Origin of the sequence: Pseudomonas sp. BLCC-B112 (assembly GCF_028550695.1) — a bacterium.
GTDB lineage: Bacteria > Pseudomonadota > Gammaproteobacteria > Pseudomonadales > Pseudomonadaceae > Aquipseudomonas > Aquipseudomonas danubii.
In genome coordinates, this window is record NZ_JAQQGK010000002.1 from 56188 (window position 1) to 75250 (window position 19063).

At 61.7% G+C, this 19063-nt stretch carries 21 protein-coding genes; 13 read left to right on the forward strand and 8 right to left on the reverse strand.

What is annotated here, in order from left to right; genetic code table 11:
- Window position 1: 1 nt before the first annotated feature.
- The 6 genes from atuC to ppnP all read left to right on the forward strand — a co-directional run bounded on the left by atuC (window position 2) and on the right by ppnP (window position 6615).
- Window positions 2-1618, forward strand: a complete 1617-nt coding sequence (atuC, locus tag PQT43_RS05730) for a geranyl-CoA carboxylase subunit beta (RefSeq protein ID WP_253085256.1) — start codon at window positions 2-4, stop codon at window positions 1616-1618.
- Between the two features lie 41 nt (window positions 1619-1659).
- Window positions 1660-2817, forward strand: a complete 1158-nt coding sequence (gene atuD, locus PQT43_RS05735) for a citronellyl-CoA dehydrogenase (RefSeq protein WP_110594536.1) — start codon at window positions 1660-1662, stop codon at window positions 2815-2817.
- Window positions 2814-3611, forward strand: a complete 798-nt coding sequence (locus tag PQT43_RS05740) for an enoyl-CoA hydratase/isomerase family protein (protein WP_272753600.1) — start codon at window positions 2814-2816, stop codon at window positions 3609-3611. Before atuD ends, PQT43_RS05740 begins: the two co-directional genes overlap by 4 nt.
- Window positions 3612-3668: 57 nt before the next feature.
- Complete coding sequence (locus tag PQT43_RS05745) at window positions 3669-5654, forward strand: acetyl/propionyl/methylcrotonyl-CoA carboxylase subunit alpha (RefSeq protein ID WP_272753601.1); 1986 nt, start codon at window positions 3669-3671, stop codon at window positions 5652-5654.
- 62 nt (window positions 5655-5716) lie between these two features.
- A complete protein-coding gene (locus tag PQT43_RS05750; protein ID WP_102860940.1) occupies window positions 5717-6256 on the forward strand; it encodes an exonuclease domain-containing protein in 540 nt (179 codons plus the stop codon).
- 74 nt (window positions 6257-6330) lie between these two features.
- On the forward strand, window positions 6331-6615 hold the full coding sequence (ppnP, locus tag PQT43_RS05755) for a pyrimidine/purine nucleoside phosphorylase (protein WP_102860939.1): 285 nt from the start codon (window positions 6331-6333) through the stop codon (window positions 6613-6615).
- Between the two features lie 81 nt (window positions 6616-6696).
- On the opposite strand, the gene PQT43_RS05760 is transcribed toward ppnP, so the two are convergent.
- Both PQT43_RS05760 and PQT43_RS05765 read right to left on the reverse strand, forming a co-directional pair.
- The gene (locus PQT43_RS05760) at window positions 6697-7500 is read right to left on the reverse strand and encodes an MOSC domain-containing protein (protein WP_102880413.1); all 804 of its coding nucleotides are present in this window, start codon (window positions 7498-7500) and stop codon (window positions 6697-6699) included.
- A gap of 94 nt (window positions 7501-7594) precedes the next feature.
- Window positions 7595-8530 carry a chemotaxis protein CheV gene (locus PQT43_RS05765; RefSeq protein WP_102860937.1) on the reverse strand — a complete coding sequence of 312 codons (936 nt, stop codon included), beginning with the start codon at window positions 8528-8530 and terminating at the stop codon, window positions 7595-7597.
- Between the two features lie 563 nt (window positions 8531-9093).
- On the opposite strand from PQT43_RS05765, the gene PQT43_RS05770 reads away from it, so the two are divergent.
- The 3 genes from PQT43_RS05770 (at window position 9094) to PQT43_RS05780 (ending at window position 11615) form a co-directional block, all read left to right on the forward strand.
- Window positions 9094-9531, forward strand: a complete 438-nt coding sequence (locus PQT43_RS05770) for a hypothetical protein (protein ID WP_102860936.1) — start codon at window positions 9094-9096, stop codon at window positions 9529-9531.
- Window positions 9532-10065: 534 nt separating this feature from the next.
- Window positions 10066-10959, forward strand: a complete 894-nt coding sequence (locus PQT43_RS05775; protein WP_102880414.1) for a sensor histidine kinase — start codon at window positions 10066-10068, stop codon at window positions 10957-10959.
- On the forward strand, window positions 10956-11615 hold the full coding sequence (locus tag PQT43_RS05780) for a response regulator (RefSeq protein WP_102880415.1): 660 nt from the start codon (window positions 10956-10958) through the stop codon (window positions 11613-11615). The genes PQT43_RS05775 and PQT43_RS05780 overlap by 4 nt, the downstream gene beginning before the upstream one ends.
- Window position 11616: 1 nt before the next feature.
- Here PQT43_RS05780 and yegS read toward each other — a convergent pair whose 3' ends face one another.
- Window positions 11617-12516, reverse strand: coding sequence for a lipid kinase YegS (gene yegS, locus PQT43_RS05785; protein WP_253085251.1), 900 nt, complete (start codon window positions 12514-12516; stop codon window positions 11617-11619).
- A gap of 207 nt (window positions 12517-12723) precedes the next feature.
- Between yegS and PQT43_RS05790 the strand changes: the two genes are divergently transcribed.
- The 3 genes from PQT43_RS05790 to PQT43_RS05800 all read left to right on the forward strand — a co-directional run bounded on the left by PQT43_RS05790 (window position 12724) and on the right by PQT43_RS05800 (window position 14866).
- Entirely contained in the window at window positions 12724-12909 is a 186-nt protein-coding gene (locus PQT43_RS05790; protein ID WP_410897066.1) for a sugar transferase, read from the forward strand.
- Window positions 12910-14367, forward strand: coding sequence for a mannose-1-phosphate guanylyltransferase/mannose-6-phosphate isomerase (locus PQT43_RS05795; RefSeq protein ID WP_253085250.1), 1458 nt, complete (start codon window positions 12910-12912; stop codon window positions 14365-14367).
- Between the two features lie 244 nt (window positions 14368-14611).
- Window positions 14612-14866 carry a hypothetical protein gene (locus PQT43_RS05800; RefSeq protein WP_102880416.1) on the forward strand — a complete coding sequence of 85 codons (255 nt, stop codon included), beginning with the start codon at window positions 14612-14614 and terminating at the stop codon, window positions 14864-14866.
- A 54-nt stretch (window positions 14867-14920) separates the two neighbouring features.
- Here PQT43_RS05800 and PQT43_RS05805 read toward each other — a convergent pair whose 3' ends face one another.
- Both PQT43_RS05805 and moaB read right to left on the reverse strand, forming a co-directional pair.
- Window positions 14921-16147: a molybdopterin molybdotransferase MoeA gene (locus PQT43_RS05805; RefSeq protein ID WP_253085249.1), complete on the reverse strand. Its 1227-nt coding sequence runs from the start codon at window positions 16145-16147 to the stop codon at window positions 14921-14923.
- Window positions 16131-16670 carry a molybdenum cofactor biosynthesis protein B gene (moaB, locus tag PQT43_RS05810; protein ID WP_213665756.1) on the reverse strand — a complete coding sequence of 180 codons (540 nt, stop codon included), beginning with the start codon at window positions 16668-16670 and terminating at the stop codon, window positions 16131-16133. Before moaB ends, PQT43_RS05805 begins: the two co-directional genes overlap by 17 nt.
- A 284-nt stretch (window positions 16671-16954) precedes the next feature.
- On the opposite strand from moaB, the gene PQT43_RS05815 reads away from it, so the two are divergent.
- Complete coding sequence (locus PQT43_RS05815) at window positions 16955-17176, forward strand: YgdI/YgdR family lipoprotein (protein WP_102880419.1); 222 nt, start codon at window positions 16955-16957, stop codon at window positions 17174-17176.
- A 72-nt stretch (window positions 17177-17248) separates the two neighbouring features.
- On the opposite strand, the gene PQT43_RS05820 is transcribed toward PQT43_RS05815, so the two are convergent.
- The 3 genes from PQT43_RS05820 to PQT43_RS05830 all read right to left on the reverse strand — a co-directional run bounded on the left by PQT43_RS05820 (window position 17249) and on the right by PQT43_RS05830 (window position 19025).
- Window positions 17249-18139 carry a pseudouridine synthase gene (locus PQT43_RS05820; RefSeq protein ID WP_253085248.1) on the reverse strand — a complete coding sequence of 297 codons (891 nt, stop codon included), beginning with the start codon at window positions 18137-18139 and terminating at the stop codon, window positions 17249-17251.
- A 78-nt stretch (window positions 18140-18217) separates the two neighbouring features.
- Window positions 18218-18538, reverse strand: a complete 321-nt coding sequence (locus PQT43_RS05825) for a transcriptional regulator (protein WP_102860926.1) — start codon at window positions 18536-18538, stop codon at window positions 18218-18220.
- A gap of 40 nt (window positions 18539-18578) precedes the next feature.
- Complete coding sequence (locus PQT43_RS05830) at window positions 18579-19025, reverse strand: S24 family peptidase (protein ID WP_253085247.1); 447 nt, start codon at window positions 19023-19025, stop codon at window positions 18579-18581.
- Window positions 19026-19063: the final 38 nt, after the last annotated feature.

Below are 19063 nucleotides of genomic sequence, written 5' to 3' on the forward strand. Positions count from 1 at the left end.
CATGCCGGTGATCCAATCCCAGCTCGATCCCCACAGCCCGCAGTTCGCGCAGAACCGCGAGGCGATGCTGGCGGGCCTGCAACAGTTGCAGGCCCTGCAGCAAAACCTGCTGAACAAAGCGGCCGAGGCCAAGGCCAAATTCGACCAGCGCGGCCAGCTGCTGCCCCGGGAACGCCTCAACCTGCTGCTGGACCCCGGCGCGCCCTTTCTTGAACTGGCCAGCCTCGCCGGCTACAAGCTGCACGATGACAAGGACGGCAGCCAGGCCGGCGGCGGCCTGATCGCCGGCATTGGCTATGTGTGCGGGGTGCGCATGCTGGTGGTGGCCAACAACAGCGCGATCAAGGGCGGGACCATTTCCCCCAGCGGCCTGAAGAAGTCCTTGCGCCTGCAACAGATCGCCATGGAGAACAAACTGCCGGTGGTGACCCTGGCGGAAAGCGGAGGCGCCAACCTCAACTACGCGGCGGAGATCTTCGTCGAGGGCGCGCGCAGTTTCGCCAATCAGGCGCGGATGTCGGCCATGGGCCTGCCACAGATCACCGTGGTCCACGGCTCGGCCACCGCCGGTGGCGCCTACCAGCCCGGGCTCTCGGATTACGTGGTGGTGGTACGCGGCAAGGCCAAGCTGTTTCTCGCCGGGCCACCACTGCTCAAGGCCGCCACCGGCGAGGTGTCCACCGATGAACAACTGGGCGGCGCTGAGATGCACGCCCAGGTCGCCGGTACCGCCGAGTACCTGGCGCAGAACGACGCCGATGGCATCCGCATCGTCCGCGAGATCGTCAGCCTGTTGCCGTGGAACGCTCAACTGCCGGTACAGCCCGCCAGAACCTGGAGCGAGCCGCTGTATCCCATCGACGAACTGCTCGGACTGATTCCCTCTGATCCGAAAAAGCCCTATGACGCCCGGGAAATCATCGCCCGCCTGGCGGACGGCTCGCAGTTCCTGGAATTCAAGGGCGAGTTCGATGCCCAGACCCTGTGCGGCCACCTGCAGATCCAGGGCCGGCCCTGCGGTTTTATCGGCAACAACGGCCCGATCACGCCCCAGGGCGCGAGCAAGGCGGCGCAGTTTATCCAGCTCTGCGATCAGAGCCGCACGCCGCTGCTGTTTTTCCACAACACCACCGGCTTCATGGTGGGCACCGAATCTGAGCAGCAAGGGGTGATCAAGCATGGGGCGAAGATGATCCAGGCGGTGGCCAATGCCCGGGTGCCGAAGCTGACCATCGTCGTCGGCGGTTCCTACGGCGCCGGCAACTATGCGATGTGTGGCCGTGGCCTGGACCCGCGCTTCATCTTCGCCTGGCCCAACAGCCGTACCGCGGTGATGGGCGGCGCCCAGGCCGGCAAGGTGCTGCGCATCGTCACCGAGGCCAAGCATGCGAAGAACGGCCAGGAAGCCGACCCGAAGATGCTCGACATGCTGGAGCAGGTCACCGCGCAGAAGCTCGACAGCCAGTCCACGGCCTTGTACGGCAGCGCCAACCTGTGGGACGACGGCCTGATCGACCCCCGGGATACCCGCACGCTGCTGGGCTACCTGCTGGACATCTGCCATGAGGCCGAGGCCCGGGTGTTGCAGCCCAACAGTTTCGGTGTGGCACGGTTTTGATAGGGCATTTCGCGGTCTGACCCCACTTGAGGAGAACAACAATGATCTTCACCCAGGAACACGAAGAACTGCGGCGCACGGTGCGCCAATTTGTCGACCGCGAAATCAACCCCCATGTGGAGGAATGGGAGAAGGCCGGGCGCTTTCCCATCCACGAGATTTTCCGCAAGGCCGGCGAGCTGGGGCTGCTGGGCATCTCCAAACCGGAAAAATTCGGCGGCATGGGCCTGGACTACAGCTATTCCATCGTCGCCGCCGAAGAGTTCGGCACCATCCATTGCGGCGGTATTCCCATGTCCATCGGCGTACAGACCGACATGTGCACCCCGGCCCTGGCGCGCTTCGGTTCCGATGAGCTGCGCGACGAGTTTCTGCGCCCGGCCATCACGGGCGAGCAGGTGGGCTGCATCGGCGTCTCCGAAGTCGGCGCCGGTTCCGATGTGGCCGGGCTCAAGACCCACGCCCGCAAGGACGGCGACGACTACGTGATCAACGGCAGCAAGATGTGGATCACCAACTCCCCCAGCGCCGACTTCATCTGTCTGCTGGCCAATACCTCGGACGACAAGCCACACATCAACAAGTCGCTGATCATGGTGCCGATGAACACCCCGGGCATCAGCCTCAGTTCGCATCTGGACAAGCTCGGCATGCGCAGTTCGGAAACCGCCCAGGTGTTCTTCGACGATGTGCGGGTGCCCCAGCGCAATCGAATCGGTCATGAAGGCGCCGGTTTCATGATGCAGATGCTGCAGTTCCAGGAAGAGCGGCTGTTCGGCGCAGCGAACATGATCAAGGGCCTGGAGTACTGCGTCGACAGCACCATCGAGTACTGCAAGGAACGCCGCACCTTCGGCAGCCCGCTGATCGACAATCAGGTGATCCACTTCCGCCTGGCCGAACTGTCCACCGAGATCGAGTGCCTGCGGGCCCTGGTCTACCAGGCCACCGAGCAGTATGTGCGCGGCCAGGACGTGACTCGCCTGGCCTCCATGGCCAAGCTCAAGGCCGGGCGCCTGGGTCGCGAAGTCAGCGACAGCTGCCTGCAGTACTGGGGCGGCATGGGCTTCATGTGGGACAACCCGGTGGCCCGCGCCTATCGCGATGTGCGCCTGGTTTCCATTGGCGGCGGCGCCGACGAGATCATGCTGGGGATCATCTGCAAACTCATGGGCATCCTGCCGGGGAAAAAGAAATGAGCCCGCTCCCGACCTGCCAGACCCTGCTGCTGGAACCGCGCAATGGTGTGCTGTTCATCACCCTCAACCGCCCCGAGAGCCGCAACGCCATGAGCCTGCAGATGGTGGCGGAACTGCGCACCGTGCTCGCCGCCGTGCGAGATCGGCGGAGCATCCGCGCCTTGGTCCTGCGCGGCGCCGGTGGCCATTTCTGTGCCGGTGGCGACCTCAAGGACATGGCCGGCGCCCGCACACGAGGCAGCGCTGCCTACCGTGAACTGAACCGGGCCTTCGGTGCGCTGCTGGAAGAAGCCCAGCAGACGCCCCAGGTGCTGGTCTGCGTGCTGCAAGGAGCGGTGCTGGGCGGCGGATTCGGCCTGGCGTGTGTCAGCGATATCGCCATCGCCGAACACAGTGCGCAGTTCGGCATGCCGGAAACCGGCCTCGGCCTGCTGCCGGCGCAGATCGCCCCTTTCGTGGTGCAGCGCATCGGCCTGACCCAGGCCCGACGCCTGACCCTGACCGCCGCCCGCTTCGACGGCGCCGAGGCCCTGCACCTGGGCCTGGTGCATTTTGTCGAGGCTGATCCCCGGGCCCTGGAAGAACGCCTTGAACAGCAGTTGTCGCAGGTCCTGCGCTGCGCGCCCGGGGCCAACGCTGCGACCAAGGCCCTGCTCCTGGCCAGCGTCGAACAGCCTCTGGGGCCCCTGCTGGATCAGGCCGCCGAAGACTTCGCCCAGGCTGTCACCGGAGCGGAAGGCCTCGAAGGCACCCTGGCCTTTGTGCAGAAACGCAAACCGACCTGGGCCAGCTGAGCCCTTGTAGGAGCCGGCTTGCCGGCGAACGCCCCCCACCGATTCCCGGGAGCCTGTATGCCCACCTTCAACAAGATCCTGATCGCCAACCGTGGCGAAATCGCCTGCCGCATCCAGCGCACCGCCCAGGCCCTGGGCTATCGCACCGTGGCCGTGTTCAGCGACGCCGACGCCGACGCCCTGCATGTGCACATGGCCGACGAAGCCATCCACATCGGCCCGTCCCCGGTGCAGCAGTCCTACCTCAACAGCGAGGCGATCCTCGACGCTGCCCGGCGCAGCGGTGCCGACGCCATTCATCCGGGCTACGGCTTCCTCTCGGAAAACCCCGAGTTCGCCGCGGCCTGTGCCGCCGCCGGTATCACCTTCATCGGCCCCAGTGCCGCCGCCATCGAACTGATGGGCAGCAAGCGCCGCTCGAAGATCGCCATACTCGAAGCCGGCGTGCCTTGTATCCAGGGCTACCAGGGCGAGGAGCAGGATGACGCCACCTTGCAGCGCGAGGCCCAGCGCATCGGCTATCCGCTGATGATCAAGGCCAGCGCCGGCGGTGGCGGACGCGGCATGCGCCTGGTGCAGCAGCACGAAGACCTGCTGGAGCAGATCCGTACCGCGCGCTCGGAAGCCCTGCATGCCTTCGGCAGCGACGAGCTGATTCTGGAGCAGGCGCTGATCGAGCCCCGGCACGTGGAAATGCAGGTCTTCGGCGACCAGCACGGTCACTTGATCTATCTGGGTGAACGGGACTGCTCGATTCAGCGCCGCCATCAGAAGGTCATTGAGGAGGCGCCCTGCCCGGTGATGACCGAGGAACTGCGTCGGGCCATGGGCGAAGCGGCGCTCAAGGCCGGGCGCGCGGTGAACTATGTCGGCGCCGGCACTGTGGAGTTCCTGTTGGACGCCCGCGGTCAGTTCTACTTCCTGGAAATGAACACCCGTCTGCAGGTGGAGCATCCCGTCACGGAACTGGTCACCGGCCTGGATCTGGTGGCCCTGCAATTGCAAGTCGCTGCCGGCGAGCCCCTGCCGTTGACCCAGGAGCAGGTGCAGCTCAACGGCCATGCCATCGAAGTTCGCCTGTACGCCGAGGACCCGGCGCAGAACTTTCTGCCCCAGACCGGCCAGGTCCTGCGTTGGCAGCCGGCGCCGGGGATACGCACCGACCACGGCTTGCAGGAAGGCCAATGGGTCAGCCCCTTCTACGACCCGATGCTGGGCAAGCTGATCGCCCACGGTGCCACCCGCGAGGAAGCCCGGCGCAAGCTGTTGCGCGGGGTCGAGGACTGTGTGCTGCTGGGGCTTGAAAGCAATCGCCGGCTGCTGGCCGGTCTGCTCAGGCACCCGGTATTTGCCAGTGGTCGGTTCAGCACCGCGTTCATCGCCGAACATTTTGCCGAGGACCTAAGCCTGCAACCGCAGTGCCCCAGCCTTGAGGAACTAGCCATCGCCGCTGCGCTCTTCTATCACCACAGCGCCAGCGCACACCGCTCAAACCTGAGTGCCTGGCGCAATAACGCCAGTGTGCCCCTGGGCTACCGCATCGGTCTGGATGACCGTCAATGGTCGCTGGAGCTGAGCCCTTCGGCATCGGGCCTGTTGCACGTACAGCAGGGGGATGACGTGTGGGCAATCAAGGTGATGGCCGCCGATGGCCGTCGGGCCACGCTGGAGGTCGCTGGCATTCGCCGGCACTACGCCTATCAGTTGCAAGACGGCGAACTCTGGCTGAGCAGCCGCCAGGGCAGCCTGCATCTGCAAGACCGCACCCATGCGCCGCTACAGAGTCAACTGAGCACCGATTCCGGCACCCTCAAGGCGCCCATGGACGGGGCCATAGTCGACGTACTGGTCAGCGAGGGCATGAGTGTCAGCAAGGGCCAACTGCTGCTGGTGCTGGAGGCAATGAAGATGGAGCACCCGCTCAAGGCCGGGATCGACGGAGTGATCACCCGGGTCCAGGTCAACCTCGGGGACCAGGTGAAGAACCGGCAGATTCTGCTGGAGGTGGAACAAGTCGGCCCCGCCGCGGAAATGGAGCACTAGGCGGATGCCTCAGCTTTGGCTACGCTCAAGCCTCATCAGGAGCTTGAAGGCTGGAATTAGCGATGCCCCACTGGCTGGTAATAGATCTGGAAGCCACAACGGATGAAGGGGGCTGGCCGGTAAGCGAGATGGAAATCATCGAAATCGGAGCCACCCTGGTCAACCGCCAGGGTCGGGAACAGGACCATTTCCAGCGTTTCGTCCGCCCCTTGCGACGCCCTCGGCTGACGCCGTTCTGTCGCGAACTGACCCATATCACCCAGGCCAATATCGACAGCGCCGCACCGTTGGGCGAAGTCTGGACCCTGTTCGAACGCTGGCTGGGCCAGCATCAGTCGCGCCTGGAGGGCTGGGCCAGTTGGGGCGACTATGACCGCAAGCAACTGCAACTGGAGTGGCACAACCAGCAACTGCACAGCCTGTTGAATGACGTCCCCCACATGAACCTCAAGCAGCGCTTTGCCAAGGCCCGGCGTCTGGAGCGCCCCCTGGGCCTGAATGCAGCCTTGCAGCTGGCCGGCATGCAGTTCAACGGCCAGCAGCATCGAGCCCTGGAAGATGCACGCAATACAGCGCGCTTATTGCCGCTGATTCTTCCATGATGGCGGCAGGTGACGGCCTTTGAGGCCTTGTGCATACTGGCCGACCTTTTTGACCCTTTCTTGAGGAATCGCCCATGTTTAAAGTCAACGAGTACTTCGACGGCACCGTCAAGTCGATTGCCTTCGGCACGGCCGAAGGTCCAGCCACCATTGGCGTCATGGCCCCGGGCGAATACGAGTTCGGTACGGCGCAACGGGAAATCATGCACGTGGTGTCCGGCGCCCTGACCGTGCGCCTGCCCGACAGCGCCGACTGGGAAACCTTTCCTGCCGGCAGCCAGTTCAACGTACCGGCCAACAGCAAGTTCCAACTGAAAGTCGCTGTGGAAACCGCCTACCTGTGCGAATACCGCGGTTGATTCACCTGTCACGGCTGTCGCGCTGACAAAAAAATGCCCGTCTCCTAAAGAGACGGGCATTTTTCATGGAGCCAAGAAACGCTATTCGAGGACGGTCACTGGCATCCCCACCTGCAAGCGACCATTGCCGTCGTTGACCAGATTCTGCCCGAACATCGCCCCGTCAGCCTGGGCGCGATATTTCTGCAAAGTGGCCAGGGGTTCGCGGTCGGCGCTGCGTTCGCCAGTCTGTGGGTCAATGGTGGTCAGGATGCAGCGCGAGCACGGCTTGACCACACGAAACTCGACATCGCCAATCCGTATGCGCCGCCACTGGTCCTCGGCAAAGGGCTCGCTGCCTTCGATCACCAGGTTGGGTCGAAAACGCAGCATCTCCAGAGGCCGCCCGACGCGACCGGCCAGGTCCTCCAGGGACGCCTGGCCAATCAACAAGAGTGGAAAACCATCGGCGAACGCCACTTGATCATCGTCCCTGCCATAACCGGCGGCGGTGCTTCGCGCCCGTTCCGCGGGCACCTGCACCAGGCGGGTGGGCTTGCCGATGAACTCACTGACCCAGGCGCCCGCTTCGTCACCGGCATCAGGCACCCGCAGGCTGTCATGCCAGATGGTCACGCCGCGCAGTGCAGCATCGGCCGCTGGCAGGGGCACATCAAGGGTGGAAAACCCGGGAGCGCTGAGGGTCAGGCCACCCTGGTCATTGCACAGCGCCGAGAGCTGACTCATGCGGCCCACGGCACGCTGGGTGAGGAAGCGCCCGCTGGCCTCGTCCACCAGCATCCAGCGGCGATCCCCCTCCAGGCCGAGCTTGTCCAGGCCGATCTGTTGCAGGGTTTCGCCCTTTGCGGATTTCAACGGGTATCGATAAAGCGCGCTAAGACGCATGTCCAGCTCCCTGTGTGGGCAAAAAGCCTCACCCTATACCAGCGCCTCGACGAAACAAAGGTGCAAGGGAAAAGCAGCCGGACATCCTCATGAATCAGACGCTGACTTCATCCAGCATCAAACGCTGACGGACCACGTCCACCAGTTTGTCCGGCTGAAACTTGGAGAGGAAGTTGTCGCAACCGACCTTCTTCACCATCGATTCGTTGAAACTGCCGGACAAGGATGTGTGCAGGACCACATAGAGCCCACGCAGGCGCGGGTCGTTGCGGATCTCGGTAGTCAGGCGATAGCCGTCCATCTCAGGCATTTCCGCATCGGTGAATACCATCAACAACTTGTCGGTCATGTCGACCCCGGTGTCGGCCCAGGCCTTGAGCATGTTCAGAGCCTTGAGGCCATCGCTGGCGATGTGCATCTTCACCCCCAACTGGCCGAGGGTGTCGCGCAGTTGCGAAAGCGCCACGTTGGAGTCATCCACCAGCAGCACTTCACGGCCGCGAGCACGTTCGAGCACAGGATCTTCCAGCTTGTCCCGGGAAACCTTGGCGTTGTAGGGCACGATTTCCGCCAGGACCTTCTCGACGTCGATGATTTCCACCAGTTGCTCGTCAACCTTGCTGATGGCCGTCAGGTAATGCTGGCGCCCGGCACTGGTGGGCGGCGGCATGATGGCTTCCCAGTTCATGTTGACGATGCGGTCCACGCCGCCCACCAGGAACGCCTGCACCGAACGGTTGTACTCGGTGACGATGATGGTGCTGTTGGGCCCCGGAACCAGCGGGCGCATGCCGATGGCCTGGGACAGGTCGATGACCGGCAAGGTCTGGCCACGCAGGTTGACCACACCGCAAACGAACGGGTGGCGCTGCGGCATCAGGGTCAGCTTGGGCAGTTGCAGGACTTCCTGGACCTTGAAGACGTTGATCGCGAACAGCTGCCGACCGGCCAGGCGGAACATGAGGATTTCCAGGCGATTCTCACCCACCAGCTGCGTGCGTTGATCTACCGTGTCGAGAATGCCGGCCATTAATGACTCCTGGGCTTGTTCTGATGAATTCACTAAAGACAGATATCGGCGGGATCCGCCGGATCTTGACTCGCATGCAAATTGCCACATGAAAGCCATTGATGTCACATTAACATCATGCTTTACTGAGCCGGTCAATTCATCAGCACGACTCTGCGACGGCGCGACCCTCTTCGCGACGTGAAGTTCCCGCGCCTAAGGGTTTCCCTTAGCAACAATCAGGACCATCCTGATATTCGCAATATCCAATAGCCATTAATGTGACGCCATTCTCATTGCATGAACGGAGTCAGGCTTTTGTTTGTGATCGCAGAAAGGTGGCCCAGCACCCTTTCAAGCCTCAGCACCCACGCCCATCAAGCCCCAGCGCAAGTGCGCCGCATTGCTGTGGCCGGCATTCGGGCTGCTTGCAAAAGCGACGAACAACCACTCTCACAGCCGCTCGCGCCACCTGAAAAAAAATCAGATTTATCTGATATACAAACGCAAAAAACACGCCATACCTTAAAACCGTTCAGCCAAGGCCCTATCCCGCCATCGGACTCGAAGTCATGGAGATAAGCATGCTAAAGGACGGCCATGAGTGCGCTCCCCCCCTGCCTGAGTTCCTGCTCGAAGCTCAGGCTCTACTGGCTAAATCGGAAGATTGCCTGAGCCATCTGCACTTGATCAGAAATGACGAAGAAGCGATCAACTGCCTGCTCGCCAGCCTGCTGTGCCTGGCCCAGACGGCAGCACGCCATTCCATCAGCCCGCTGGCCGAATTCGCCTTGCACATTCATGGCGTGTTGAAACGTACAGCACATCCAGTGGACCTCAACGATCCGATCCTCGACGCCTTGAAAAGCTGCCTGACCCTGATGGCCTGGCAACTGGAATTGATCGACCCGCACAACGGCCAACTCAATCTGGATGACAGCGAACAGGCCCTGCTGATCAACGAACTGACCGATCAAGTGGCGCAAAACTGTACCTGCGCTTATCCATCCTGCACCCATTGAAGTTGCACTTGTGCCGCTGGCTGGCAGATAAAACCCGCAGTTACAATAGCCAACCCGAAATATCAGTAGAACTTCAGGCTCAGGGTCAACTATCTGGTCGTTATTGAGTATTTCATACCCAAGAGCGACATTATCGATTCAACAACTCCAACTAGCGCCAGCCCCGGGACTTACTGTTCAGAGCCCTGTATGGGCCCGCAACATCGCCCACATCCCGCGCTTTCATTACCCCTCCCGAAGTCCATGGAGGAAATGGAACAAACGTGCAGCAGATCCATATTCCTGACTTTCAGGACATATATAACTGTGCGTATAAACGCGACCAACGGTATCTTCGGTGGTATTATGTCGCCCATAAACGGACACAGTAATGGCACTTTGATTCCAATGTCGGCAGTCACTACTCGGCTTGTACAAGACAAACAGACAACGTTGATTGAAACCCAGTATTCAAATAACACCGTTTCTCAAACAAGCCTCGTCATCCACTTCTGACAAGGCTCTCGCAGCGAACATTCATTGGCTCCATCCGCTATGTACGCCAGCCTCAAGTCACTCTTCTCTTGGCCCCTCTCTCTAGATCATCTGCGCTGGCTCAGCCTGTTGCTGTGTTCCTGCTCGACCTTGGGCAACGCACTGATCTATTGCCTGGACCGGCCCTTGCCGCTGATCTTGCTGCTGCTCAATATCGCGGCCCTGACCTGTATCTGGGTGCAATACGGCTATTCGCGAAAGTCCATCCGTTTCCAGCCCCAGGAGCTCGCCGAACGCCTGCTAGAGGTCAAGGAAAATGAGCGACACCGCCTCAGCCGTGAACTGCACGATGACATCGGCCAGTTGCTGACAGCGGCAAAACTGCAGACCGATTGGCTCAAGCGTCGCCTGCCGGACGACCTGCAGGACTCCTGCGCGGTGCTCGGCACCACTCTGGAAGAGACCCTGGCCAAAGTGCGTGACGTGTCCGCAATCCTCAATCCCCGGCAGTTGGCCAGCCTGGGACTGGAGGCCAGCCTGCGCGCCCACCTGCTCAAGACCCTGGAAAACACCTCGGTGCACTGGAGCCTGGAATGCCGCCAGCGCCTGTCGGGAATCCCGGAAGAGATGGCCGTCGCAGCGTTCCGCATCACCCAGGAAGCGGTCACCAACATGCTGCGCCACGCCCAGGCGAAAAACCTGTTGGTACGAATACAGCGACTGCCGGAAGGTCTTTCGCTGTTCATCAGCGATGATGGCCAGGGGTTCGCCCCGGCCAGCGATCCCGGCGCCCTGGGCCAGCGCGGCATGGCCGGGATGCAGGAACGAATCAGCCAGTTGGGTGGCCTGTTGCAGGTCACCAGCGAGCTCGACCAAGGCACCCAGATCGAAGCACTCTTTCCCTGGGCCCCTCGCACCCTGGAGCGGGCCAGCACGAATAAGGTTTCACATTGACCTGTAATTTACTCTTGGTGGATGACCACTCGCTTATCAGGGCTGGCGTGCGTGCCCTGGTCATGGACATTCCCGGATACGCGGTGATCGGTGAAGCCGATGACGGCGCGCAACTGCTGGAAATGGTCGAGAAACTGCATCCGGACATCGTCCTGCTGGACCTGTCGATGAAACGCATCGGCGGCCTGGACGCCCTGCGCCGGCTCAAGGCAATGCGGCCCCAGAGCAAAGTCCTGATTCTGTCGATGCATACCGATCCCTCCCTGATCATGCAGGCCCTGGAATCCGGCGCCCACGGCTATTTGCTCAAGGACACCACCGCCACCGAACTCGAACACGCCCTGGAAGCGTTGCGCAACAACGAACGCTACCTGAGTCCGGCCATTGCTCACACCGTGATCAACCAGGCGCTGACCCGAGCCCAGAAGCACCAGCCCCAGCCTGCGGAAAACCACAACCTGACGGCTCGCCAGCTGGAAATACTGCGGCTGATCGTGCGGGGCAAGTCCACCCGGGAGATCGCTCTGGGCCTGGGTTTGAGCATCAAGACCGTGGAAACCCATCGCTCGCAGATCATGAAACGCCTGCAGATCTTCGACGTCGCCGGGCTGGTGCTGTTCGCCGTACGCGAGCGCATCATCAGCCTCGACGACTGACTCAGCGAGCGGCGCCGAGCAACGGCGAATCCGCCGGCAAATGCACCTGCAAGGCCGCAGGACGGGCGGTAAACCGCAAAGTGTCGCCCTGCAGCGGTTCGCCATCAAGATTGATGTCCAGGCCTCTTGAGGCCTTGATCTCGACCCAGGGCAGACGCGCGCGGACAAACATATTGTCGATCCCCAGGCCACCGGCCAGCAGACTCTTCAGAGTGCCCACCAGCTCCTGAGGCGCCGGCAGAATGCTGATATCCAGCAAGCCGTCGTCGGCCATGGCTCCCGGGCAAAGCTCGTGCCCGCCTCCCGCCTGCCGGCCGTTGCCGATGCCCAGGGCCAGCAACTCACCACGCCAATGGAAATCCGGCCCCTGCAATTCGCCGTAGGCCGCACTCAACTCGGCAAAGCGCGACAGCCCGGTGAACAGATAAGCGGCACCGCCAAGGACTTTCTTCAAGTCTTCAGAGGTGTTGGCAGTGACCTGGCTGCCAAAGCCGCCGGTGGCCATATTGAGGAAAATCTGCCCGCCAACCTCCCCCAGGTCGATCGTCCGGGCCGGGACGTCCAGCAGCTCCAGGGCCGCCGCCGGGTCAAGGGGAACACCGGCAGCCCGGGCAAAGTCATTGGCCGTGCCCAATGGCAGCAGCGCCAGACTGGCCTGGGTCGACGCGTTGGCCAGGGTCTCGGCGATATCGCGCAGCGTACCGTCGCCGCCTCCGGCGATCAGCCGGGTATGCCCGGCGTCCAGGGCCTCGCTCACCAGACGCTGGGCATCTCCCGCCTCCCAGGTCAGACGCACCGAAACCTCCCAGCCGGCAGCACGCTTGGCCTCAACCGCAGCGCGCACCTCATCGTTGAGGGCCTGCTTGCCATGCAGTATCAAAAGTGCCTTGCGCTCATTCATCAACCATGACTCCGGTTATGGGTTCCTTGAGGGATGTTGACCTCGGGCACAGCGAAATAAGTCTGTCCCATCGATTATTTTTTTGCCCAAGCCAGCCTAGCTCGTACCTCCCACTCATGACCCAGATTAGCCGCCAACGAGGAAAATCTTTCATAGCTAGTACGCCGAATCGCTCTTCGACAACCGGCTGCGCTTGCAACTGATCCTGTGCAATCTGCCGCTGCCGGGCTGGCGCCGGTCAATAACTACCGTGACGAGCCTCCTACCCTGGAAAAAATCGAAAAACGTGTCGAATTCGACCTGGAATACATCGAAAATTGGTCAGCCTGGCTTGAACTGCACATCCTGCTCCGCACCATTGCGTCCGTCATCATGATCCACGAGGCCTTCTAAATGAGCCCGCTCATTCCCTGCATCATTGCTGGCGGCGCCGGCACCCGCCTGTGGCCGGTGTCCCGCGAGGCGATGCCCAAACCCTTCATGCGCCTGCCGGACGGCGAGAGCCTGCTGCAGAAGACCTTCGTGCGCGCCACGACCCTGAAAGACGTCGGCCGGTTGCTGACGGTGACCAACCGTGAAGTGCTCTTTCGCACCCTGGATGACTACCGCCCGCTGAACAAGACTCAGCTTGAGCTGGATTTCATCCTCGAACCCTTCGGCCGCAATACCGCGCCGGCCATTGCCGCCGCCGCGCTGCACGTCAACCAGCACTACGGCGCTGACGCACAACTGCTGGTGCTGCCCGCCGACCATCTGATCAATGACCTCCACGCATTCGCCGCCGCGGTGGCGCGCGCCCGGCAGTTGGCCGAGCAAGGCTGGCTGGTGACCTTCGGTATCGAGCCAAGCCATGCCGAAACCGGTTTCGGCTATATCGAGAAAGGCCTGGGCTTGCACGGTGAAAGCTTCCAGGTCAGCCGTTTCGTCGAAAAGCCCGATGCTGCCACTGCCCAGTGTTACGTCGACGGCGGCCAACACCTGTGGAACGCCGGCATGTTCTGCATGCGCGCTGATGTGATCCTCCGTGAGTTGCGCAAATTCGCGCCGCAGGTGGTCACTGCCGTCGAGCGCTGCCTGGAACAGAGCCACCACAGGCAAGGCCAACGCGAAGTGCAAGTGGAGCTGGACCGCGACAGCTTCGCCCTGGCGCCGGACATCTCCATCGACTACGCGGTGATGGAGCGCTCGAAGGAGGTCGCCGTGGTGCCCTGCCAGCTCGGCTGGAGTGATATCGGCTCCTGGCAGGCAGTGCGCGAGCTGAGCCCGGCGGACGTACACGGCAACCAGTGCAACGGCGAGACCGTGCTGCATGATGTTCGCAACTGCTACATCGATTCACGCCAGCGCCTGGTGGGCGGTATCGGCCTGGACAACCTGATCATCATCGACACCCCGGACGCCCTGCTGATCGCCGACGGCAAGCGCAGCCAGGAGGTCAAACTGATCGCCCAGGAGCTCAAGCGCCTGGGCCACGACGCCTACCGCCTGCACCGCACCGTGAACCGCCCCTGGGGCACCTATACCGTGCTTGAGGAAGGACCACGCTTCAAGATCAAGCGTATCGAGGTCAAACCCGGCGCCTCGCTGTCGCTGCAAAGGCACCACCACCGCAGTGAGCACTGGATCGTGGTCAGCGGCATGGCCCGGGTGACCAACGGAGAAGACGAGTTTCTGCTCGACACCAATGAGTCGACCTTTATCAAGCCCGGTCGCCCTCATCGACTGTGCAATCCCGGGGTGATCGACCTGGTAATAATCGAAGTGCAAAGCGGGGAATACCTGGGCGAAGACGACATCGTGCGCTTCAACGACATTTATGGCCGAGCTCCCGCCACCCCCGGTAACACCTGAAACAGCGTTGGCCCCTGAATCTGCCACAACGGCAAGTGACGACGCTGCTCGTCAGGCAACTCGCCCGATAAATAAACCCAGGCCCGCGGGGCGAGCAGCCTCAGTGCAGGCGCCTGAAAAGAGACGTAGGACTCAAAGTGAATTTTCTGACCGAAGAATGAGATTTGCCTGAATTGACCCTGCGGAGCCAATCAGTGACTGTGCATGCCAGGCGCTGACGCCTCATACAAGGAAGTGCACCGTCATGAACGACAAGGGGTTTTATCCACAAGGGCATTCAACGCTCAATCGCATCAACGACAGCTCCTGGCTGGCGGCTCCTCCACTTCGGGAGTTCGATCTGCCACTCTCGTCCGAAGCACATCCGCCTCATTCCAGGCCGCTATCGATAATCAAGCGCCTGGCCTGGTTGACATTTGCGGCCTCGATAATGGCAGGGCTGGTGACCTGGGGTTTCCACAGCCGTTTCGGACTGCTGCTGTTATTGCTGCTGCGCTGAAGCAAGGCACGGACCCGGCGCCGAACCGGGCCCGTGGCCGATCAATCCAGCACTTCACTCCAGCACTTCACTCAAAGGAATGAAATTGACCACGTCACCTTCCTCCAGGGTCCGACCTTCCAGCACCTCTACCAGACCTTCCGCCCAGGCAGCGCTGCGCAGTACGCCAGAGCTCTGATTGCGATAGATGATCGCTCGCCCATTCTCCAGGCGGCCGCGCAAGTATTCGCGACGATTGCCGGGCCGGGGCCAGACAAAGCCCGCCGGCACCTGGAAGCTCAATGGTTGCACCTGCTGCACGCCCTGGCGCCGCAGTAGATAAGGCCGCGCCAGCAGGGCGAAAGTCACCAGGGTCGATGCCGGATTGCCCGGCAGGCCAATCACCGGTACCCCACGAAAATGTCCGAAGGTCAGGGGTTTGCCAGGCTTGATCGCCAGTTTCCACAGGGCCAGCTCACCGGCTTCCCGCAGGGCGATGCCGAGAAAGTCCGCCTCCCCCACCGAGACACCACCGGTGGAAAGAATCAGGTCCACATCCCCCAGCGCCGCCAGGCGCTGACGGGTCGCGGGAAGATCGTCGGGAAGGATTCCCGCATCCAGCACCTCACAACCCAGGCGCTTCAACCAACTGCACAGCAGCACTCGATTGCTGTTGTAGATCTGCCCCGGACCAAGAGGCCGACCAGGCTCCACCAGTTCGTCGCCGGTGGACAACAACGCCACACGGACTCGACGCAGCACCTCAAGCTCGGCACATCCCAAGGACGCTGCTAGGCCCTGCTCGATGGGCCCCAAGCGCGTACCGGCAGCCAAGACCTGCTCGCCTATGGTGGTTTCCTGACCCTGGGGACGGATGTTCTGGCCGACCTTCAATGGATCGGTAAAACGTACGCGCTGATCATCCTGAACCTGGGTGTTTTCCTGCATCTCGACGCAATCCGCACCCGCCGGCACCGGAGCGCCAGTGAAGATCCGCGCACAGGTTCCCGGCTGCAAGGGCTCGGGGGACTGCCCGGCGAAAATCCGCTGGCTGACCGGCAAGGGCTCGCCCTTCCAGTCCTCCACGCGCAAGGCGTATCCATCCATGGCGCTGTTGGGCCAAGGCGGCAGATCCAGGCTGGATACCAGCGCCTCAGCCAGGACCCGGCCCTCAGTGGCTGCCAATGGCAGCCGTTCACGCTCGACAATGGGCGCTGCCTCGGCCATGGCCAACAGGCGCGCCAATGCCTGCTCCACCGGCATCAAGGCCCCCTGCTTGCCCGGCTTACCCACGGGATTCACAAGGTGCCGCCTGTTTCAGGTGAGGGACGAAGTTGCACGGCCGATGCCGCGAATCCAACTGCTCGGCCAGTATTGCGTCCCAGCCGGTACGTACCGCATTGGTGGAGCCCGGCAGGCAGCACACCAGGGTGCCATTGGCCAGCCCGGCCAAGGCACGGGACTGCACAGTGGAAGTACCTATATCCGCCACCGATATCTGCCGGAACAGCTCGCCAAAACCATCGACCTGCTTGTCCAGCAGGCAGGCCACAGCTTCCGGAGTACTGTCGCGACCAGTAAAACCGGTGCCGCCGGTGATCAACACCACCTGCACCACGTCATCGGCGATCCAGGTAGCGACCTGGGCGCGGATCTTGTACAGATCGTCCTTGAGCAACACCCGCGCTGCCAGACGATGGCCCGCGGCGCCCAGGCGCTCGACGAAGACCTGGCCGGAGGTATCGGTTTCCAGGGTGCGGGTGTCACTGACGGTCAGCACCGCAATATTCAGGGGAGAAAAAGGTACATCAGCCTTGGCTTTCATAGGCTCGATCCAGAGGTAGGAGACACAGCCCGGTGTTATATCACAGCGCTTTGATCCGGCGCCGCTGCGGGGCCGGCCTTCACCTTGCCCCGGACTGCCAGCACAAGCAGTCCAGCCGTCGAGAAAGCCAGACCGCGGACAAACAGGCGCTGTGAGCTAAGCTGCAGCCGCCAACGCCTGCGATCCGCCCGGCAACGTGACAGAATGTCCCTGGCCAAGGAACTTGCAGACGTTGTATACGTCTGAAGACCAGCACTCAAAAGTACTCATTTCGGAGACACACAATGACTCAACGGACCCTCGCCACTCTCATGCTCGCACTGGGCCTGGCCACTCTCGCCGGTTGCGCTTCGCCGACAGTGATCACCCTGAATGACGGTCGCGAAATCCAGGCCGTCGATACCCCTGAATACGACAAGGATTCCGGCTTCTACGAGTTTGAACAGCTGGACGGCAAACAGACTCGCATCAACAAGGATCAGGTTCGTACCGTCAAGGAGCTGTAAGTCCGACGGTGGTTGCTCTGATGTAATAAAACCCGCCTGTTGCGGGTTTTATTGTTTCTGCGAGACGGTTTTTCACCACTGCAGGCTGATACGGCTTTCGAACTCGCGCTCCTGCCCAGTCAGCGGATCGATGAAGCGCAGGCCCTGAGCCAGCAGCTTCAGTGGATTGTCATAGTCATCCTCGGCGTCCTTGAGCACCTCGGGGTAGAACGGGTCATTGCAGATCGCGGCTCCAAGGGCACTCATGTGTACCCGCAACTGATGCTTCTTGCCGGTCACCGGGTACAAGGCATAGCGCCACAGATCGCAGTGCCTTTCCCTGACGTCGATGGCGGTTTCGGTATTGCTCGCCCCCTCGCCTTCCTGCATGCGGAAGAAGGGCTCCCCGTCCACCAATCGGCTTTTGTGCACCAGGGGAAAATTCAGGTGTGGCAAGGCACCGGCAATGGCTTCATAGCGTTTCTCGATCTGCCGGGTAGGGAACAACGCTTGATAGGCCGAGCGGCTGCCGGGATTGGCAGAAAACAGCACCAGCCCTGCCGTATGCCGGTCAATGCGATGCAGGGGCACCAGATTCGGGTTGTCCAGGCGGCGGATAAGGCGACGCAGCAAAGTCTGCTCGACGTACTCGCCCGCAGGGGTGACCGGCAGAAAATGCGGTTTGTCCGCCACCACCAGATGCTCGTCGGCATAGAGGATGGTCTCCTGCACCGGGATCAGCTTCTCATCCGGCACCTCACGAAAATAATGAATCCGCAAGCCTTCGCGATAGGCCATGTCCAGACTGATGGGCTGGCCCTGCCCGTCCAGCACTCGGCCGCGGGCGATACGATCCAGCCATTGTTCACGACTGATGGCCTTGAAGTGATCACACAGGCAATCCAGCACCGTCGGCCAGGAGCCAGGGGGCAGATACAAGGTACTGGCCTGATGCTGTGCAGCGGAAAAGCTCGCGGTGGACATACAAAAGCTCGAAAGATCAATGCAAGGCGGCATTATCCAACAGCGCCCCTCAGGAACCTAGAAGCAGTTTGCCCGACCTCAGGCACACGAGTGCTTGGCCTGGGCCGCTGCCTCGGTGAACTCCTTGAGCCAGCGCAGCACATCCACAGCCTCCCAGCGACCCGGATCATAGAGGGCATAGAGCAGCCCTTGATAACCCACCACATCCAGCTGCCGGTGGTAACCCGCTCGCTGGAACAGGGCTTCGATCTCGGCAAAGCAGGTATTGAAGTGCAGCTTGTTGAAGGGTGTCTTGCCCTCGGTGACCAACCCATCCAGGCGTAACTCAAGCACCGCCTCACGGAGCACATCGGTGGACATGCTGTTCACGCTGTTTTTCAGTTGTTCGACATTGACCATCATTTATTCCTTTAACCGTTTGAAGCGTCCGCCATATCCATCAGGGCTGCTTGCGTCCCACATAACTAACCACCCACAACACCACGCCCCAGATCTCGATCAAGCCCAGGTCATCCAGCACCAAGGAAGGGATTGAAGGGCGCGCCGCCTTGAGCAAAAGACCGCCACGAGGATCGGGAGCCAGCAGGCGCAGCGAGTATTCATGGGCGCCTTGGGGACGTACCACTAGGTACTGATCCACCACCGGATTGGCTGAGCGATCGACGATCAGCCGGTCCCCGGGGTAGATGCCGAACCCCAGCAGGTTGTCGTCGTCCACCAACAGGCCGTGGATCTGGGGAGACCCCAGACCCAGGGTCCGATCCAGGGAAAAGCCGCTACCGGTGGGCTCATTGGCAACGGCAGCGCAGCCGCTGTCACCCAGTTCCAGAAAACAGGTTGGCAACGGCTGTGAGCGTTCGGTACCGGTCAGGAAAGTGAGAGACATGGCGAGATTCCTTGATAGCTGTATATGCATACAGTAAA

What these genes read in the sequence shown, in the direction of transcription:
- PQT43_RS05745 (WP_272753601.1), top strand. Translation starts at nt 3,669, where the DNA reads ATGCCCACCTTCAACAAGATCCTGATCGCCAACCGTGGCGAAATCGCC.
- PQT43_RS05800 (WP_102880416.1), top strand. Translation starts at nt 14,612, where the DNA reads ATGAACGACAAGGGGTTTTATCCACAAGGGCATTCAACGCTCAATCGC.
- PQT43_RS05760 (WP_102880413.1), bottom strand. Translation starts at nt 7,500, where the DNA reads ATGCGTCTTAGCGCGCTTTATCGATACCCGTTGAAATCCGCAAAGGGC.
- PQT43_RS05815 (WP_102880419.1), top strand. Translation starts at nt 16,955, where the DNA reads ATGACTCAACGGACCCTCGCCACTCTCATGCTCGCACTGGGCCTGGCC.
- atuC (WP_253085256.1), top strand. Translation starts at nt 2, where the DNA reads ATGCCGGTGATCCAATCCCAGCTCGATCCCCACAGCCCGCAGTTCGCG.
- PQT43_RS05740 (WP_272753600.1), top strand. Translation starts at nt 2,814, where the DNA reads ATGAGCCCGCTCCCGACCTGCCAGACCCTGCTGCTGGAACCGCGCAAT.
- PQT43_RS05770 (WP_102860936.1), top strand. Translation starts at nt 9,094, where the DNA reads ATGCTAAAGGACGGCCATGAGTGCGCTCCCCCCCTGCCTGAGTTCCTG.
- PQT43_RS05775 (WP_102880414.1), top strand. Translation starts at nt 10,066, where the DNA reads ATGTACGCCAGCCTCAAGTCACTCTTCTCTTGGCCCCTCTCTCTAGAT.
- moaB (WP_213665756.1), bottom strand. Translation starts at nt 16,670, where the DNA reads ATGAAAGCCAAGGCTGATGTACCTTTTTCTCCCCTGAATATTGCGGTG.
- PQT43_RS05795 (WP_253085250.1), top strand. Translation starts at nt 12,910, where the DNA reads ATGAGCCCGCTCATTCCCTGCATCATTGCTGGCGGCGCCGGCACCCGC.
- PQT43_RS05765 (WP_102860937.1), bottom strand. Translation starts at nt 8,530, where the DNA reads ATGGCCGGCATTCTCGACACGGTAGATCAACGCACGCAGCTGGTGGGT.
- PQT43_RS05825 (WP_102860926.1), bottom strand. Translation starts at nt 18,538, where the DNA reads ATGGTCAATGTCGAACAACTGAAAAACAGCGTGAACAGCATGTCCACC.
- yegS (WP_253085251.1), bottom strand. Translation starts at nt 12,516, where the DNA reads ATGAATGAGCGCAAGGCACTTTTGATACTGCATGGCAAGCAGGCCCTC.
- PQT43_RS05830 (WP_253085247.1), bottom strand. Translation starts at nt 19,025, where the DNA reads ATGTCTCTCACTTTCCTGACCGGTACCGAACGCTCACAGCCGTTGCCA.
- PQT43_RS05750 (WP_102860940.1), top strand. Translation starts at nt 5,717, where the DNA reads ATGCCCCACTGGCTGGTAATAGATCTGGAAGCCACAACGGATGAAGGG.
- ppnP (WP_102860939.1), top strand. Translation starts at nt 6,331, where the DNA reads ATGTTTAAAGTCAACGAGTACTTCGACGGCACCGTCAAGTCGATTGCC.
- atuD (WP_110594536.1), top strand. Translation starts at nt 1,660, where the DNA reads ATGATCTTCACCCAGGAACACGAAGAACTGCGGCGCACGGTGCGCCAA.
- PQT43_RS05820 (WP_253085248.1), bottom strand. Translation starts at nt 18,139, where the DNA reads ATGTCCACCGCGAGCTTTTCCGCTGCACAGCATCAGGCCAGTACCTTG.